This is a genomic window from Bordetella tumulicola (assembly GCF_054779135.1).
Map to the genome: position 1 here is coordinate 1,056,465 of NZ_BAAGYU010000007.1, position 16,930 is coordinate 1,073,394.

The following is a 16,930-nucleotide window of genomic DNA, read 5'->3' on the forward strand; positions in this document are numbered from 1 at the left end:
TATTGTGACGATTTGGCCGACTCATCGACCGTAAACAAAAAGAATCAACCGATTCGCTTTAAGATACTACACAACATTTGTTTCCAACTGAAGAGCCGACATGAAACCCGATCGACAATTCCAGCCGCCCCGCGTGGCATTCGCCGCCTTCAATACCGAATCCGTGAGCTTTCTGCCCGTGGCCTCTACGCTGCAGGACTTCGAGCAAGTGGCTTTGCGCGGGAACGCCATCATCGAACAGCTACGCGGCACCAACACGGTGGCCGGCGGTGTCATCGACGTCTGCGAATCGCGCGCGGTCGAAATCGTGCCCATCGTCCACACCCTGCTGGGCGCGCTGGGTCCGGCGACAGACGAAGCGGTCGAGTTTTATACCGGGGAAATCTGCTCGGCGCTGGCAGCGCAGGCCGGCGAACTGGACGGCGTACTGCTGTACCTGCACGGGGCCTGCGTGGCGGCGTCCTATCCCGACGTCGAGCGCCACATCATCGAGCGCGCCCGCCAAAGCGTGGGGCCGAATCTGCCCATCGTCGTGGCGCTGGACTATCACGGCAATGTCGATGCCGACACGTTTGCCGATGCCACGGCCGCCTTCGCGTACCACAAGTCACCGCACATCGACATGGGCGATACGGGGCGCCGCGCCGCGCTCTGCCTGACGCGCACGATCGCGGGCGAGATCCACCACAGTCTGGCGGTGGTCAAGCCGGGCGTGCTGGTGCCCAGCATCTTCAGCGCCACCAATCTGGAGCCGCTGGCCAGTTTGATTGCCGAGGCTCGCGCAAAAGAAGCCGCCAGCGAACGCTACTTGGACATCTCCGTCATGGCGGGCTTCTCGTATGCCGATGCCTACAACACAGGTTTTTCTGTGCTGTGCGTCCTGGACGGGCCGCTCTCCGAGGCACAAGACATCGCACAGACACTGGCAGACGACATTCGCGCGCAACGCCATGCACTGTACCGGCCTTTTGACGTGTTCACCGTCTCGCAGGCCATCGATCGCGTGGCCGCGGGCCTGCCGGGCGCATCGCGGCCATACGTGCTGCTGGAGCACGCCGATCGCATGAACGACTCTACCTATGTCCTAGCGGCGGTGCTGGAGCGCCGCATGCAAAAGGTCGCCGTGCCCTTTCTGTTGGATCCCGCCGCTGCCCAGGCGGCCTACGAGGCCGGGGTGGGCGCCACGATCACCGTGCGCCTGGGCGCGCACAGTTCGCCGCAGGCGGGCCCACCCCTGACGGTCACGGCCACAGTCGAACGAGCTGGTCCCATCTCATACCGGGTCACGGGCAATTATCAACGCGGCATGCCGGTGGATCTGGGCATGACGGCCCTGCTACGTATCGACGGTGTTTCGATCAGCGTGGTCAGCCGCTTCGCCTTCGCCGTGGACGGCGACCCGTTCTATCTGTTCGGCCAACGTCCCGAGGACTTCGACGTGATCGTGCTCCGCTCGAAGACACATTTCCGTGATTTCTACGAGCCCGTTGCGCAAGAGATCCTCATTGTGGACACGCCCGATCATGGCCCTGCCGATCTGACGCTGCTGGACTACCGTCAACTCGACCGGCGGGGCGTCTATCCCTTCGATGATGCGGACGTAGTTTAAGCGCAAGCCTGCTGGCGCTTTTACCGGCGTCGGGCAGGCACGTACGCGCCCATGCTATGCAACTGCCCCTCGGCCGCCTCGAGGGCCTTGACCGCCCCCTTGCCCTCGCGCGCCAGCAGTTGTTCGACCAGCGCCTCGACGGCGGCAACGCCGGCCGTGATAGACGGAAAAAACGATGGGCTGTCCACTGAGAAAAGCACCGTGCAGTCAGCCTGCAACGCAAGCGGGGAAACCGAACTGTCGGTCAGCGCCACCACACGGCATCCCGCGGCGCGGGCAGCCTCGACGACTCTCAACACCTCTTGCGAGTAAGGCGCGAAACTGATGGCTAGCACGGCGTCCTGTCGATCGAAGGCGCGCAGCTCCATCTCCAGCGCGCCGGCATCGCCTCGCACCAGATGGACTGACTTGCGAAACAGCCGATATAGATAATGGAAGGAAAATGCCACCGGAAAGCACGCCCGAAAGCCCGCCACATGCACATTCTGCGCGTCGCCGAGCATCTCGGCCGCATTTGCCAGACCCTCCAGCGCCTCAACGCGCAGGGTTTCCAGGTTCTGGTGCTGGGCCTGGACCATATCGTCCAGCAGACGGGACGAGCCTCGCTTACGCACGACCGTCTCGGCACGCGATGCATAGGGCTGGTGAGCGCCACGAAAGTCATCCACGAACAACGCGCGCAATGACTGCCAGCCGTCAAAGCCCAGATGCTGGGCCAGCCTGACCAGCGTAGCCGGCTGCACCTTTGCACGCCCTGCGATCGTTCGCATCGACGAAATGGGCACCTCTTGCGGATGATCCATCAGGTAACGCACGCTCTGCTGATACTGAGCGCTCAACTCGGAGAAATGCGCGCGGCAATGCGCCTGGAAATCAGCCAGCGTATGGAAAGCGGAAGAAGTGGAATTCGATGGCATTGGAAAAACAGGTGAAACGATCTTGCAACGATTGTTGCATACAACGGCGATGGCTATCGACTCAATCCCGCCCGAAGTGCTTCCAATTGCAGAGCTTTAAAAGCGGATCGACTATACAAGTCCAGCACGGACCGGACGTATTTGCGTGTCTCGGGATAATCGGACAATGCCGCGTTTCGGGAAACGGCGCTCGGGCCCGCGTTATAGGCGGCCAGCGCCAATGACAGATCGCCCTCGAAGCGTCGCATCATCCGCGCCAGATACCGGGTACCCGCGTCGATATTATTCATAGGGATCAATAGGTCACGTCTTGGGTTGGCGAAACCAAGCTCCACGCCTGTCGTAGGCATGATCTGCATCAGGCCGATGGCCCCTTTGGAGGACACGGCCAGAGGCTTGTAGTTCGACTCGACCTTGATGACGGCATGGAGCAAGTCGGGATCCATGCTGTAACGTAGAGCGGCCTGTTGGACCATGATGTCGTAGACCTGCGCGGGGTCATATATCTCGTGGGATTGCACTGCTTGCATACTGGACGTCCGGGTCATCCTGGATACCATGGATGTCTCGGATACTTTCGATGCTTTCGATGTCTTAGACATCTTGGACATCTTCGATGCCTGGACGGTCTTGGGCACGGGATGGGACAACACGAGTTCACCGTCGTGGATGTTGATCTCGGCGACGACTTGTCCGTTTTCGATGATGAGCATGCTCGAAGCGCCCGCGGGCTGTTTCTTTCCCGGGGCCTTGGTCCCTGCGGCCTGAGCCGCCATCATGGGCGCCATGGCCAGCAGGGTCGCGCAAAAGGCGACCCGCCTGACCGCATCACGCCACGAATTCCTTTTCAACCGCACCCTCCGTCCACATTGTAAGGCAAGCCTCGCGCGAAGCATTATGCCCCAGCGGGTTGTGGACAGAGAGAGTAAGACAGCAATGTGACAGGAATTTGATCGAAGAGCGAGTTCAAACTTTTTATCGCGCTACGTCCATTCACACTTCAAAATCCCCGGCAACGACCGGTTCCTTAGATCCCGGTAGCCATACCCAGACAGGCTTCATTTGTTTTTTCATGATCGGTGCCTTCTGCGCACGCGCTTTGGTACTTCCGCGATGCGCTCGATTAGGAGCGGATCGCTTTCTTCCAGACCGGATACAGCGTCAAGGTCTGAAAGCACGTTCAGCCCCCACAGTACTCTGGCCACAGCGCCGATTGCAGAGCCAGGAGCGCCCTTTTCGATTGCAACAAGCGTCGATAGGCCAATGCCCACCTGTTCAGCCAGATCAGTTTGCGTTACTCCCGTCATGCGTCGTGAGCGAGTATCATTTTTACTTCTATGCCCGCTAAGCTACCAACGGTAGTCCACTGGGCCGACCCACTTTTGGAGACAACATGCCGATCAAGACGATTTACGTGCCAGCGGGTGGCGGCTTTGGCAACGTTGTGGTGGGCACCAGCGAACCCAAAGCGCCCACCAAGGGCGAAATCACCGTGCGTATCCGGGCCAGTTCGCTCAATTATCACGACATGGGCGTGGTCAGCGGCGCGATGGCCCCCAGTGAGCAGCGTATCCCCATGTCGGACGGTGCCGGCGAAGTCATTGCCGTGGGCGAAGGCGTCGATGAATTCGCGGTCGGTGATCATGTGGTCAGCACTTTCTTTCCCGACTGGTTGGACGGCGAGCCGCAACGTGCCGGATTTGGGCGCACGCCAGGCGACGGCATCGATGGTTTCGCGCGCGAACAGGTCACCCTGCCTGCCACCGCGTTCACGCACGCCCCGCAGGACTATAGCCATGCGGAGGCGGCTACCTTGACGACGGCTGGCCTGACGGCTTGGCGTGCCTTATTCGAGAACGGTCAGTTGAAATCGGGCGACACCGTGCTGGTGCAAGGCACGGGCGGCGTCTCTATCTTTGCGTTGCAGTTAGCCAAGCTTGCCGGCGCGCAAGTCATTGCCACCTCTTCCAGCGATGAAAAGCTGGATAAATTAAAGGCATTGGGCGCCGACGCCGTGATCAATTACCGCAATGACCCCGACTGGGGAAAGACCGTTCGCGGCCTGACCCAGGGCCGTGGCGTCGATCATGTCATCGAGGTGGGCGGCCCAGCGACGTTGGCCCAGTCCATTATCGCTAGCCGGGTGGGCGGTCATATTGCCGTTATAGGGGTACTAAGCGGCGTCACGAGCCAACTGCCGCTCGGGCAGGCGCTCGCCCGACAGGTCAGACTGCACGCATTCATTGTCGGTAGCCGTCGCCACCAACAGGATTTTGTCCGCGCCATTAATACCACCAAGCTACGGCCGATCATCGACCGCCACTTTCAGTTGGACGAGATCGTCGCGGCGTTCCAGTACGAAGCCAGCGGGCAGCATTTCGGCAAAATCGTGCTCGATATCTAGAGCTTGGATCACTCAAAGTCACCCTCGCCCAACTGAATAGTCCCTTCGGTGGGCACCGATCGGAGACGACGCGCAGCGTCTTGCACGGCACCCGCACCGCGTTCAAACGCTCGCAATAGCTCTGGCGCGGTGTCATCGGCCGCCCCGAAGTGCTGACGCAGTACGTCTCCTGAAATCTCGAAAGATCGCACCACACCAGAAATTTCCATATTGAAAACGATCGCGTCGTCTTGGACGCTAGCGTCGGTCGATTTTGTAAATTTCATGGCCAATAGTCCTAAACAAGCCTATCTCGTTCGACAGAGGTCTGGCAAAAGGCTACCGAGCAGCAAATCGTGTGCCACGCACAACTGATCAATCGAAAAAAGGGGCGGGGCTCCCGGTCGAGAGCCCCGCCCTGCCCTCATCACGTCATGGCGTCACAATGTTGAACCAGAACTCAAAGTCGTCAAGCGACCCGAACACATCGTTCAGCTTCGACTGGTCGCCGGTCAGCTTGACGTCGCCTTTGGCCATCGCGTCCTTCAATGTGGTCTGCTTTAGCATAATGTTGTTCAGTGTTTCGCGGGTCAGCGAAAGACTGGCGTCCGCTTCCTTAGCCTGCTTGCCTTCTGTGTGATTCAACACGCTGTTGTTCATCTCCAGCATGTACTTCTGGTTGGTGTCGGTGAAATCCACATTCAGGACCACATGCTTGCCCGCTGCCTTCTCGCGGTTCAGGCGCACCGCAAAGTAATCAAACAGCATGTCCAGCGTCATGGCTCGAACCGTATCTGGACTGGCAGTATCCGGTACTGGCAGTTTCTTCACGCCTTCACGCAATTCCTTCGCGCCAGTCAGATAGAAGTTGCGCCACGGTCCGCTTTCGGCCTGATACCCCATCTGCTCCAGCGCATCGGCCTGCAAATCGCGAGCGGCCTGGTTTTTGGGGTCGGCAAACACGGCGTAATTGACAACCTCTGCCACCCAGCGGTAATCGCCCTTGGCGTAGTATTCGCGCGCCTTTTTCAACAAGGCGTCTGTACCACCCATCATTTCCACGTAGCGCTTAGCGCCCTCTTCAATGGGCAACGTGTGCAACGTGGCCGGATTGCCATTGAACCACCCCAAGTAGAGTACGTAAGTCGCACGCACATTGTGATTTACCGAGCCGTAGTACCCACGGTTCGAAAACTTGGTGGCGATCGTCTCGGGCAGTTTGATCTGCTCCGCGATTTCCTCTTTGTTGTAGCCCATGTTGGCCAAGCGCAGCGTTTCGTCGTTGATGTAGCGATACATATCGCGCTGCAGGCTCAACTGTTCGTCGACTTCCTTGTTTCCCCATACGGGCCAATGGTGCATGGCGTACATCACCTGAACGTCATCGCCCCACAGAGCGAGAGCTTCGTTCAGGTACTTCGACCATGCGAGAGGGTCGCGGATCTTTGCGCCGCGCAGCGAATAGGTGTTGTGCAGCGTGTGCGTGGAGTCTTCTGCCGTATTGAGCGCTTTCTTTTCCTTGATGTAATACAGCATCTCGGCGGGCGCTTCGCTGCCGGGCGCGTAGAGGAACTCGTATGTCAGGCCGTCGATGACGTGCGTTTCGCCGGTTTTCTGAATGATGTCTGTCGGGGCAATCAGAGTGACCGTCCCCGCCGACGTGGTGGTGCCCAGGCCGGCACCGACCTGGCCCGTGGGGCCAGGCGGCAACAAGTTGCCATACATATAGCTTGCGCGCCGGCTCATAGCCGTCCCAGCCATGACATTCTCGGCCACAGCGTGTTCCAGAAAGCCCAAAGGCGCGTAGATCTTGACCTTGCCGGCTTTCACGTCGGCCTCGTCCACGACCCCGCGTACACCGCCGTAATGGTCAACGTGACTATGCGTGTAGATCACGGCCACGACGGGCTTCTTGGGACGGTGCTGGTAATACAAATCCAGCGCCGCCTTGGCAGTTTCCGTGGAAATGAGGGGATCCATGATCGTCAGGCCTTCCTTGCCTTCGACGATCGTCATGTTTGACAGATCCTGATTGCGTACCTGATAAATGCCGTCGGTGACTTCGAACAAACCCGATATGTTCAGCAACTGCGACTGGCGCCACAAGCTCGGATTGACGGTATCAGGGGCCTGCGAACCTTCCTTGATAAAGTTGTACTTGGTTGGATCCCACACCAGGTTGCCCTGAGCCCCCTTGATCATGGTTTGTGGCAGCGGCGCGATAAAACCTTTGTGGGCCAGCTCGAATGAGGTCTTGTCCGAAAAAGGCAGTGCTTTCAAGAGCGCGGCGTTGGCCTCCTTGGTCGCGGCCTCGGCAGGCTTGGACGTTTCCGCGGCCCATGTCTGATTCGACGCGACTAGCGTGAACATGGCTAGCGCCAATGGTGCTAGCCGCGCGCGCAGTGGCGGCGTCGCGACGTAGTGTTCCGGATTTTGACGGGATTTCACACGATAATCGGATTTCATCATGGCTAACTCTCCATAGGGTGAAACGATGAACGACCGTCGATGCGGCAGCCCGGTAAAGCAAAAAAACCCTTTTCCTGCCCAACCCGACTCGCGTCAGTTGGCAAATTGCATGTTCAGACCCATGTATATCTGCCAATCGGGCTGGCCAGGACCCCGACTGGCAACGGAGAATTGCGGTTCGATGAACAAGTTGAAAACGGTCTTTTGTCGCTTGAAGACCTGGCCAATACCCACGCCCAAAGGCACGCTGTAGCCGTCATTTTCCAAGTTATACGTCCAGATTGGCGCTGCCCGCAGATATGTGCCACCCCCTAGCTGGTACATCGCGAAAGGCTGCAGGGCAACGAAATTTGAATCTTCCCGGTGGCTCGAACCCGCAAAACTGTCTTGCCACGACAGCAAATACCCATATTGGAACTTTGGAGAACTGGCATCGAAAAGCACATTCACCAGCCCAGCCGACCATTTTTCGCTGCCGACAGATTTCTTGGTAGCAGTGGGCGCCGTGATTTGCGGACCGATCCCGAAGCTGATCGCAGGGTTGCCCGTATCGATAAGGTAAGCCGTAAAGAGATTCAGGTCACCTATGCCCGTTTCATGATGATTACTCACCGGCAACGTGTTGACAGGCAATGAGGCCCGCATCAGCCACTTGGTATTCGACACAGAGAACGGCTGTGCGTACCGCAGCCAAAATTGATTCGCAGACTTTCCCGTTTCGGTCTGGCGACCAATGTAATAGTTCTGGATATTGAACGCCGTCATGTTGGCCAACGGGTTATTAGCCTGGGCGGCGGCATTATCCGCACTCTGAGCAAAAGTCAGATCGGTGCAAAGCGCGACAGTCCCCAAAACGAGAGTTGCATCTCTCCAACGATTCATCGATCATCTCCTCGTCTCGAGCGTGCGTATACACGGTGCACCAATCTGTCGATCGTTGTCCGCTATTAGTTCAGTCTCGGATCTGGCGTGATCCATGACATCTAAACTATTACGAATCTCAGCTATTTTCTATCCGAAAAGCGAAATCTTGGGGATATTTTTTATCGTGTTGTTTCAAGTTAAAGGACTTCGGTCAGCCGGTGATGATCAAAACGACGCCGGCGCCGAAATCATGCTCGACGGTGGTCTATATTTATAACCCTATCCACGCGCCCATCATTGCTGCGTTTGAGAGGCGATTTTCCAGGTGTCATCTACCTTGCAAAACAGGAATTTCCAGTTCTCGTGGTTCGGGCCCCGTTCCAATTTAGCGTGAAGCTCGCGGCATGGCAGGCCATTTTGCTGTCGTGAGCCATCGGCATAGACTTGCCCTGTGATGGGTGTACGGCGCTTCACAGGGCTGGTCCACAGTTGCACCACATTGTCCTGCGGGTTTTCGATCACGCTGGCAACGGCCTGATTAAAAGATGTGGACTCGGCGCCCTTTAAGGAACCGTAAATGGAATCAGGGGAAAACGCGCTATATGCCTGTGCGCCGGCCGTCCCCGAGGCGCAAAGCAGCGCCAGTGCCAGCGAAGAGGTAAAGACCTGTCGGTTAATGATCGCCATCGTCGTTCTCCAGTATCGATACGATTGGTTATTTTAAAAAGCTATTCTAAGGGACGACCGGTGTCCACTTGGCGTTCGTACCGGGTCCAATGCGACTGAAATCCGCTCTGCTGGACTGTTTGCCAAGATCGCGTTCCATCACGTTTGCCCCCGGCCCGATCAAGAAACTGTACTCACCCGAACTGCCGTAGGCGGCCGGCCACGCGGCAAAGGCGCATCCCGTTTCATCGCCGGCAGATGGCAGGATAGCGTATCGATAGCCATGCAAAGCCGCATCTACGGGTACATCGGCACCCATTACGAGTGCGTCGTCCGTCAGCAAACTCTGTACGGGGGCTTGGACGTCGGACTCCCAATAAAGACCGTCATACTGGCCTTCGTGGCTGACAATCCGTTGCGCCGGCTTACCCTGCCCCACCAATGATCGATAGCGCTCCTGCGCGTCGCACAAGTCTTGCAGGGTATGTATTGCGGCTTCCTCGTGACGGTTCATCCGTCGTCGCAGCATTTCCCGCCCGCCTTCGCGCACGTCAAAGTGCCAACCTTTGGCTCCTTTTATAAGAGGTGCGGGAAAGGACCAATCATGCTGCCCAACGATAAATGCAGCTGTTGCGGGGCCAGACATGACGACCTCATGATGTTTTGACCAAGCCGCGAGGAACGTATAGATGTCTTCCTGTGTGATGGCGCCGGGCGGTACATACCGCTTGAAGTCGGCGCCCAGTACATGCTTTAACTTGATATCGTCGCCGGTGGCAAGAGACGACACGAAGGCATCCGCCGCGGCTTCGGGACTGGGATAGGACGCTTGGGCCAGCGCTTTGCCCCCCGTCCAGATCATGCTGGTTGCCAACAGCCCAACGACAACGGTACGTATCAAATTCTGTTTTTCCTGTTTCATTACCGTCTCCCACGCGTATGTTGTCCTGCGCCACGCCCGCCACCATGTGGACGAGGCGGGGCCGCCGTCCGCCGATTTTCCCGATGCACCGCAGGCCTGGTCTGACCCCCATGATTCGCACTCACGCTTCGCGTATGAGAGGGGCCATTGACGCCGCGTAGCGCATTATCGCGATTGTCGGCCTTTGAACGCGTAACCGCCGCGGCCTGGGCACTGCCGCGACTTGCGCTGCGGTTAGCTGTCGCTGAGTGTGTGCCAGCGCCCGTTCGAGCGCTCGGCGGGCGTACTGAACTTCCACCACCACGCGCAGCCGGACCGGCGGCGCTGTGCTGACGCGCGACGGCTTGCGCATGCTCGCGGCGGGCTTGCTGGCCCCCTCCTTGTCCGGATGCCGTGCCAGCTCTTCCCCCCGCCTGACGTCGTTGCGAGTCGACACGCTGCGTCTCGAAACGCTGCCGGGTATCAGCGCCACGATAAGGCGTGTTGCCACGGTGGGACGGATCATGATTCCATTTCACGTTGTTGCGGTTGACGTCCAGCCTCTTGTTGACGTTGATATTGTTGTAGCGGTTGACGTCTATGTCTACGTCTCGATCATCCCAGTCAAAACCGCCCCATAGCGAATCCGCAATCGCGATCCCGGTACCAAATGCCAGGCCGCTGACCAATGCCGACGCGAATACCGATCCCGGGGGTGGCGGGTAATACGCGGGAGGATAAGTGGGATATGGCCACGTGCCATAGACCGTGGTGGGATTGTAGGTAGGTACATACACTACGCTCGGGGAGGCAGGCGCGATACTGATCACTGTCGAGCCACTATCTGCGGAGGTGGTGACCTTTTGCTGTGTGTTGCTGGCCAGGCTGCCCGCCTTCTGAGCTTGTAGCCGTAGCCGTTGCACCGAATCCATGACGTCCTCGGGTTGGTCCAGAAAGGCGTCTCCCAGCGACCGTACCCAATCGGGCTGCCTGCCCATCATGTCCACCACCGAAGGAAAAGCGGCCAACGACATGACGCTGGGGTCCCAAGGTTGATTCTGTACGGCATTCACAGCGGCGTCACCGCTCAGATCCGTATGCTGCTTGGACCATGCAGCCACCGCCACCACGTCATCAGGATAGGTCGAGGCCATCAGCACCTGTGATAGCAGTGCATCCGGGTACAGAGCGATAGGCGCCAACATCTGATCCAACTGTTCATTACCCAGTTTCGATTGACCGAAACTGGGCGAACTCAAACACAACAGTGCCAACAATGCAAGGACGTATCTTGGAAGCCATCTCATGGCGTTCTCCTCTTTACAGCAGTGTGAACAACAGTTTGCTCAATGTGCTCTTGAGCGGCCATTGTGTGGCAACCAGCACGAGCAACGGCAGTGCAGCGGGCAACACGATTTTGATTAATATGGATTTGCTGATAACCGCTGGCCGCATTGACGCGACGGCTTGGTATAGGGCCTGCATATCAGCCACTGGCCCGAGCTCCGGCGCACCCAACATGGGCGAATCGGGTACCCCTTTTTGTGCAATCCATTTGTCGTCGACCTCCTTGCCATGGCGGGCGAGCAAGACACCATAATCCAATAGCGCCTGACGCTTGGCGTGCATCAGTTTCGGAGAAAAAGCCAGTAGCGGAGCCAGGCCCACTGCCGTCAGAACAATCAATAAGGTGACCATTTGGATGTACAGGGATGGCACCGGCACGTTGTGGTAGAAAACACTGTGCGCCCAGGCCCCGGCCAGGACGGCGGATACAGAAAGAATGAATGGGCTGTAAATCAGCGGGACGCGGTCCAGAAAACCCAGGCCACCAGCCCGATCCGGATGCATGACAACCAATTGCAGCGGCAGACGGGCGATCCGCAATAACAGGATACCCAGCAGTACCAGACGCCATATCCAGGCTAATAGCAGAACTGAAAAAATGGGGCGCGTGACCAGCAAGAACCACCAGGCTCCAAAAGCCAGGCTAGGGCTTTCGGCGTCGGCCCATTGAATTTCGTCGGAATTGGGCGCCAGAAAGAAAGCAGCTGTCCAGGTGATGAGCAAGCCTGCGATGATGACCCATGGAATCGCCTTATTACGCAGTCGCTGAATGTCCGCCAACACTTGCTCAAACTGCGGCGATTGCGCATCACCGATCAGCCCCGTGCGGCGGAACTCCCGCACAAACAAGGGGATATTCTTCTGGGCGAGTCCTTCAGCCAATACCAACAACGGAATCGCAACCAGACAGCGCACATGAATACCGATATGACCCAGCAAAGGCTCGGTGATCCCGGCGGATTCGACCACTGTCCCGGCCACCCAAGAAGCGATCATCAGGGGCAACCATGCCACCAGCGCGTAGAGTAAAGCCCGCCGTTTACATCCATCGCCATGGGCTGGTATGAGTCCAATCCGGCGCTGTAGTCGATAGAACGGATCATTGCGCACCAGCGAGAATGATCGAGAATCGATGTCATAAGATTGCCCCGATTTCATGTTTCACCTTTAGCCAGGTTCACCGGCATCGCACAATCGGTTACCTCATCGCCACGGCCGAGGGGCGACTACTCGTTTAAAAACTCACCGCCAACCCCACCGAAAAACCCGAAACATTGGTTCCAAAAACATAGCGGCCCACTAGCCGCGTACGCGTCACCACGACGTTATAGGCGCTGGAATCCAACTCCAACCCCGCGCCAATAGCGGTCAAGCGATCAAAGCCCAGCACGCCGCGCTGGTCGCCCAGAAACTCTGTATGGGTCAATTCCAGGACGTAGCGCAGCGGCCGCTGCAATAGCGTGATACCAGTGGGCGCCCGATAGCGGGCCCAGAGGTTGGCCGACCGTGCCGCCGCCTTGCCCTTGACTGCTGCGGAACTATCGAAACTTTGCAGGCGGATATCGGAATACCGCAGCTCCACATCGACCTCATAGCCCGGGCGATAGTGTTCCCAATCCAGCATCAGCGACCCACCAAGGCCATAGGCATTGAGTGAACCTCTATCGAGAAACGCCACATCCTGGTCCGTCTTGCGGCCGACATACCAACTGGCAGCGCGCAGGTCGCTGGTCACGTTGCCAAGCGCAAAGTTGAAAATGGGTCGCAATTTCAACTCATCGGTCAGTTTGAAATCCCAACCTATGCCCCCCGTGGCGGACAGGCTATTCCACTTTGCCGGGATTCTCCGATTCTCCGCACCCTGGGTCGCAATAAAGGTCGGGTCGTACCGGCTGGCGGCCAGCACGCCCTCCAGATAAATGGGCACACTGTCGGAAATCGTGTCTCCACCGCCGAGCTGTGTCATAAAAAAATCGCTGGAACCTGCGGTCCCCCCGCCGCTGCCGATGCTCAACGCACTGGTCGTGATGTCGGGGACAATCGAAAAGGACATTAGTGCAAGCACCCCATTGGCGCGTTTTTGCAGGTCGTCCTGCGTCAATCGAACACCCGATTGCCCAAACGCCGACGTCCCCATCGTCGACGCCACCCAGGCAATCAGCCATGTCAAAGCACGTGTCGCTGTCATTACCGGTATCGCTTGCCAGCCAAACATCTCGTCCTCGCAATCAAAATACGCATAGCGTTCAGGCAATAGTCACTTTCCTTCGAAAAACTATTTACCTACCCCCCACGGGATCGTTCATCGCCTGCCGCTGAGCGATCAGCAATGCATCGCCTTGATCGATGCGTATCGTGCCAATACGGGGAAACTCGAAATCGACGATGATGTATAGGGCGGTGGTCATCACCAACGCATACAGCAGTTGATGGATCAGACTGCCCTGCTTTGTGTTGGCGAGATTCAGGCCGACAAAGCAGCCGCAAACCAATGCCAAAAAGCAAAGAAACAAATAGGTCACCGTCGGCGGATGCACTTTCTGTGCGACGGTCAGGCTCGTGGCGACATCGAACATTTCGTTAACGGCGCTCGCGTACGACGCCGCAAAGGCTGGGGTGCTGCGTGTCGCGGCTTGCATAGAGGTAGCCCACAGGTCTTTCTGGATAGCCGCTATGGTGTTCGCGATCTGATCACGTCGCTCGAAGTCGGCGACATGCTGCAGGTAGTTGATGCGTTCGTCGACATATTGGCGAAATTGCGCGCGCAATTGAGGTTGATCAGAAGCATTGACAAGATCGACACGCAGCCACGCCGTTCCGACGGCGTTGACCTCCTCGACAATCAGATTGCGCCGTTCCGCCATACGCTGGGCGGCGCCCGAAAAGGTGAACGCCACCAACAGACCCAGTAAAGCAAAGACTGAGGCCTCGATGGCCGCCGCACCCACACGACCCGAGTCTTCTTCCGTATCACCATGCGACTTTCCGAGATAACGCCCAAGGTGGATGGCACCAAACAACAGAAAGAAAAACAATACGGCCAAACTAATAAGCATCAATGAGAAGTTCATATATCACCACGCGCAAAGAGGTTCACAACCAGACACGCCATGAAAACAGAACAGGTTTTTGATTTTTTTGCCTCGTATCCACCTCGTCATTGAACTTCAGATTGATACCGTCGCCGACTATTCGGCTTGACTCCCGATAAACCACCGCAAATACGGATTTCCCTGCCCCACCTGCGCCAGTGTGGCGGCATGGCTCGCCCACTCCTGACGATCCCCTCGGTAGGCCGCCAGGGCACTGCGATAAAACAAATCCAGTTGTTCGCGCTCACCGCGAATCTCGGCCATCAAGGCTTCAGACCCCCCTTGCACCGGGGGTAAGTCACGTAACTCGAGCAGTGCGGGTAAGGTACGGACGATCTCGCGAGGCCGTACCCACGTGGCGTACTCGATCGCCGGAAAATCGTCGGTGACCAAAGGTGCCGGTCCCGCAAAACGTACCAGGCCGTCACGATCGGTGACCCAGGTCGCCAGTAGCGCCGCTGGCGAGAGAATCCCGACTTCCGCCAAGGCGGATCGTGTCGCGGGTTTGACGTACCTTTCGGCGATACGGGCCACATCCAGCGGCAAGGGATCCATCGACCCCACCAATAGCATTTCATGCAGCTCGGTCGTCCAGAGCGAGGCATGCGGGAAAACATCGATGAAGCTCGCCACCAAGGCGCGGGTATCGTCCAGGTTCTGGGTGGGTAGAGGTAGCCATTGCGCCACGACGCCATGAGGATTCAGGCGGGACGCGGCCAGAGTATAGAAATCCCTGGAGTACAGATTCACCACACCCGCAGCGGAGGGTGGTGGCGGCTCCAGAGTGATCAGGTCATAGGCGTCCGTGCTGACCAGGAGCTCGCGCCGGCCGTCGCGCACGCGGATATCCAGACCGGGATCCTGTACGGCATCGTACGTCCCCCTGAACAAAGGAGCGGCATGCAGCACGCCGGGCAGAAGCTCTGCCACGACCCGGTGTTCCAAGCCCGGAAAGCGCGACAAGGCGCCCGCGGTAATGCCGGTACCGTAGCCGATAACCAATGCGGAGCGTGGCTCACCCGCATGCATGATGAGCGGTAGCAAGGCCTGCAAGCGCATGTAGCGCAAGGAGGGCATGGCGTCGCCCGAGTTCGAGACGCCCTGTATATACAGCCGCCGAAAACGATGATCGCCCTCCCCGCTTTCCACCACGGCCACGGTGCCACCGTGATTCTCTTCGTAGAAAACCAGATCCTTACCCTGCGCGCCCGGGAGCAAGCGTGCAAGATGGTCTGTGGGCAGCGACCAGCCGACGATCAACACGGCGACGGTCAATGTGATCGTCATCGCGCGCGCCATGGTGACGGCGGGCCGGGCCTGCCAGACAGCGATCACGCCGATGCCGCAGGCCGCGGCGGCCAGCAGCACCAGACTGCGTAGGGTGCCCAACTGCGGCAGCAGGACAAAGGCGGTGAGCGCCGTGCCGACAATGCCGCCTAGCGTATTGCCCGCCAATACCGCGCCCGCCCCACGTCCACGCTGCTCAGCGGGCACGACTATGCGTAACACGGCCGGGAACGCCGCGCCGAGCAATAGCGTCGGCAGCAGCACGATCGTGCAGGCTGCCACCGCAAAGCGCGCGCTCATGCCCGCCAGGCCGCCACCCGTTGGGCCGGCTACCAAGACTTCGGCATAGCTCTGGACATCGACCAGCCAGCGCCCCAGCAGAGCGGCCTCCGCCAGCGCAAACACACCGGCACATGCGATCAACAGCCCGAATACCCGCCACGGACTGCCTAAACGCGATTCATAGCGTCCATACAGCGCTGACCCGATGGCCAACCCGGCCAAATAAACGGCGAGTACGATAGAAAAAGCAAAGGCGCGCGTGCTCATGAAGGGCACGATCATTTGCGACCACAACACCTCGTAGCCCAGGGCAATGGCGCCTGCCACGGTGTACAGCCCAATTGCCAGCCATGCGCGGGCGGGTAACGACTGACGCTCGTGGCCTGCAACGGATGCCGCGGGGATGTCATTGGCCGACCGATGGTGTCGATCCAATATCCAGGCACCCAGGGCCGCCGCAAGATTCAAGCCCGCCGCTGCCCACGCCGTTCGCTGTACTCCCACGGCGGGAATCAGGACAAATGCGGGTAATAGCGCGCCGATAATCGCGCCACTGGTGTTAGCCGCATACAACATGGCACCCGCCCGCCCGACTCTCGCCGCGCCGGTGGCACGCAACAACACGGGTAGCGTGCCCCCCATCAGAAACGGCGCGGCACCGATAATAAGGAATACAGCAAGCCAGGCCAGCACGGGACTGGTCTGTTCGACTCGCGCGAAGGGCAACGCGCCGTGCGCCAACACTTGGGTTACGACGACAGCAACCGCCGCAATGCCAATTTCGATCAGGACGTACAAGCGCAAAGGCCGTTCAACCCGATCGGCCCGACGACCCAGCCACCAACTACCCGCGGCCAGCCCAAGAAAAAACGCGCTGACTGCGACGGCGATAGCGTGCACTTCCACGCCGACAATCAACGACAGTTGTTTGATCCAGAGAATCTGGAAAATCAGCGCCGCCATACCCGACAGCGCCAGCAAAAGGGATGGCGCGGCAAGTCCCGTCGACGACAACGGTGGCGTGCCGGCTTGGGGAACATCCGCCGGCGCGCGCGTGGACAAGCTCATATTGTTACTCATGCATCCATCCAGAGAAATTCGTAGGCAGCGGGC

At 58.5% G+C, this 16,930-nt stretch carries 14 protein-coding genes; 2 read left to right on the forward strand and 12 right to left on the reverse strand.

The genetic code is table 11. The features are described from left to right. Window positions 1–100: 100 nt before the first annotated feature. Window positions 101–1,609 (forward strand): M81 family metallopeptidase, encoded by a 1,509-nt coding sequence (locus ACYVDM_RS13265; RefSeq protein ID WP_415785057.1) that lies wholly within the window; start codon window positions 101–103, stop codon window positions 1,607–1,609. 20 nt (window positions 1,610–1,629) lie between these two features. Here the strand turns inward: ACYVDM_RS13265 and ACYVDM_RS13270 are convergent, their stop codons facing one another. Both ACYVDM_RS13270 and ACYVDM_RS13275 read right to left on the reverse strand, forming a co-directional pair. Next, window positions 1,630–2,526: a MurR/RpiR family transcriptional regulator gene (locus ACYVDM_RS13270; protein WP_415785055.1), complete on the reverse strand. Its 897-nt coding sequence runs from the start codon at window positions 2,524–2,526 to the stop codon at window positions 1,630–1,632. A gap of 53 nt (window positions 2,527–2,579) precedes the next feature. Beyond that, complete coding sequence (locus tag ACYVDM_RS13275; RefSeq protein ID WP_415785053.1) at window positions 2,580–3,377, reverse strand: lytic transglycosylase domain-containing protein; 798 nt, start codon at window positions 3,375–3,377, stop codon at window positions 2,580–2,582. 548 nt (window positions 3,378–3,925) lie between these two features. Here ACYVDM_RS13275 and ACYVDM_RS13280 point away from each other — a divergent pair. After that, window positions 3,926–4,930, forward strand: coding sequence for a zinc-dependent alcohol dehydrogenase family protein (locus ACYVDM_RS13280; RefSeq protein ID WP_415786981.1), 1,005 nt, complete (start codon window positions 3,926–3,928; stop codon window positions 4,928–4,930). A gap of 8 nt (window positions 4,931–4,938) precedes the next feature. Here ACYVDM_RS13280 and ACYVDM_RS13285 read toward each other — a convergent pair whose 3' ends face one another. From ACYVDM_RS13285 to ACYVDM_RS13330, 10 genes are all read right to left on the reverse strand, one after another. Next, entirely contained in the window at window positions 4,939–5,196 is a 258-nt protein-coding gene (locus ACYVDM_RS13285; RefSeq protein WP_415785051.1) for a DUF1488 family protein, read from the reverse strand. Window positions 5,197–5,341: 145 nt separating this feature from the next. Beyond that, window positions 5,342–7,279: an alkyl/aryl-sulfatase gene (locus ACYVDM_RS13290; RefSeq protein ID WP_415786979.1), complete on the reverse strand. Its 1,938-nt coding sequence runs from the start codon at window positions 7,277–7,279 to the stop codon at window positions 5,342–5,344. A 192-nt stretch (window positions 7,280–7,471) separates the two neighbouring features. Beyond that, a complete protein-coding gene (locus ACYVDM_RS13295; protein ID WP_415785049.1) occupies window positions 7,472–8,260 on the reverse strand; it encodes a hypothetical protein in 789 nt (262 codons plus the stop codon). A 276-nt stretch (window positions 8,261–8,536) separates the two neighbouring features. After that, the gene (locus ACYVDM_RS13300; protein WP_415785047.1) at window positions 8,537–8,929 is read right to left on the reverse strand and encodes a hypothetical protein; all 393 of its coding nucleotides are present in this window, start codon (window positions 8,927–8,929) and stop codon (window positions 8,537–8,539) included. Window positions 8,930–8,975: 46 nt separating this feature from the next. Continuing rightward, a complete protein-coding gene (locus ACYVDM_RS13305) occupies window positions 8,976–9,830 on the reverse strand; it encodes a DUF2950 family protein (protein ID WP_415785045.1) in 855 nt (284 codons plus the stop codon). Further along, window positions 9,830–11,116: a DUF3300 domain-containing protein gene (locus tag ACYVDM_RS13310; protein ID WP_415785043.1), complete on the reverse strand. Its 1,287-nt coding sequence runs from the start codon at window positions 11,114–11,116 to the stop codon at window positions 9,830–9,832. Before ACYVDM_RS13310 ends, ACYVDM_RS13305 begins: the two co-directional genes overlap by 1 nt. A 13-nt stretch (window positions 11,117–11,129) precedes the next feature. Beyond that, complete coding sequence (locus ACYVDM_RS13315) at window positions 11,130–12,314, reverse strand: hypothetical protein (RefSeq protein ID WP_415785041.1); 1,185 nt, start codon at window positions 12,312–12,314, stop codon at window positions 11,130–11,132. Between the two features lie 76 nt (window positions 12,315–12,390). After that, the gene (locus ACYVDM_RS13320; RefSeq protein WP_415786977.1) at window positions 12,391–13,293 is read right to left on the reverse strand and encodes a hypothetical protein; all 903 of its coding nucleotides are present in this window, start codon (window positions 13,291–13,293) and stop codon (window positions 12,391–12,393) included. Between the two features lie 142 nt (window positions 13,294–13,435). After that, window positions 13,436–14,227, reverse strand: coding sequence for a bestrophin-like domain (locus tag ACYVDM_RS13325; protein WP_415785039.1), 792 nt, complete (start codon window positions 14,225–14,227; stop codon window positions 13,436–13,438). A 117-nt stretch (window positions 14,228–14,344) separates the two neighbouring features. Next, window positions 14,345–16,897 carry a fused MFS/spermidine synthase gene (locus ACYVDM_RS13330; protein ID WP_415785037.1) on the reverse strand — a complete coding sequence of 851 codons (2,553 nt, stop codon included), beginning with the start codon at window positions 16,895–16,897 and terminating at the stop codon, window positions 14,345–14,347. Between the last annotated feature and the right edge of the window lie 33 nt (window positions 16,898–16,930).

What these genes read in the sequence shown, in the direction of transcription:
- ACYVDM_RS13265 (WP_415785057.1), top strand. Translation starts at nt 101, where the DNA reads ATGAAACCCGATCGACAATTCCAGCCGCCCCGCGTGGCATTCGCCGCC.
- ACYVDM_RS13270 (WP_415785055.1), bottom strand. Translation starts at nt 2,526, where the DNA reads ATGCCATCGAATTCCACTTCTTCCGCTTTCCATACGCTGGCTGATTTC.
- ACYVDM_RS13285 (WP_415785051.1), bottom strand. Translation starts at nt 5,196, where the DNA reads ATGAAATTTACAAAATCGACCGACGCTAGCGTCCAAGACGACGCGATC.
- ACYVDM_RS13290 (WP_415786979.1), bottom strand. Translation starts at nt 7,279, where the DNA reads ATGTTCACGCTAGTCGCGTCGAATCAGACATGGGCCGCGGAAACGTCC.
- ACYVDM_RS13295 (WP_415785049.1), bottom strand. Translation starts at nt 8,260, where the DNA reads ATGAATCGTTGGAGAGATGCAACTCTCGTTTTGGGGACTGTCGCGCTT.
- ACYVDM_RS13300 (WP_415785047.1), bottom strand. Translation starts at nt 8,929, where the DNA reads ATGGCGATCATTAACCGACAGGTCTTTACCTCTTCGCTGGCACTGGCG.
- ACYVDM_RS13305 (WP_415785045.1), bottom strand. Translation starts at nt 9,830, where the DNA reads ATGAAACAGGAAAAACAGAATTTGATACGTACCGTTGTCGTTGGGCTG.
- ACYVDM_RS13310 (WP_415785043.1), bottom strand. Translation starts at nt 11,116, where the DNA reads ATGAGATGGCTTCCAAGATACGTCCTTGCATTGTTGGCACTGTTGTGT.
- ACYVDM_RS13315 (WP_415785041.1), bottom strand. Translation starts at nt 12,314, where the DNA reads ATGAAATCGGGGCAATCTTATGACATCGATTCTCGATCATTCTCGCTG.
- ACYVDM_RS13320 (WP_415786977.1), bottom strand. Translation starts at nt 13,293, where the DNA reads ATGGGGACGTCGGCGTTTGGGCAATCGGGTGTTCGATTGACGCAGGAC.
- ACYVDM_RS13325 (WP_415785039.1), bottom strand. Translation starts at nt 14,227, where the DNA reads ATGAACTTCTCATTGATGCTTATTAGTTTGGCCGTATTGTTTTTCTTT.
- ACYVDM_RS13330 (WP_415785037.1), bottom strand. Translation starts at nt 16,897, where the DNA reads ATGAGTAACAATATGAGCTTGTCCACGCGCGCGCCGGCGGATGTTCCC.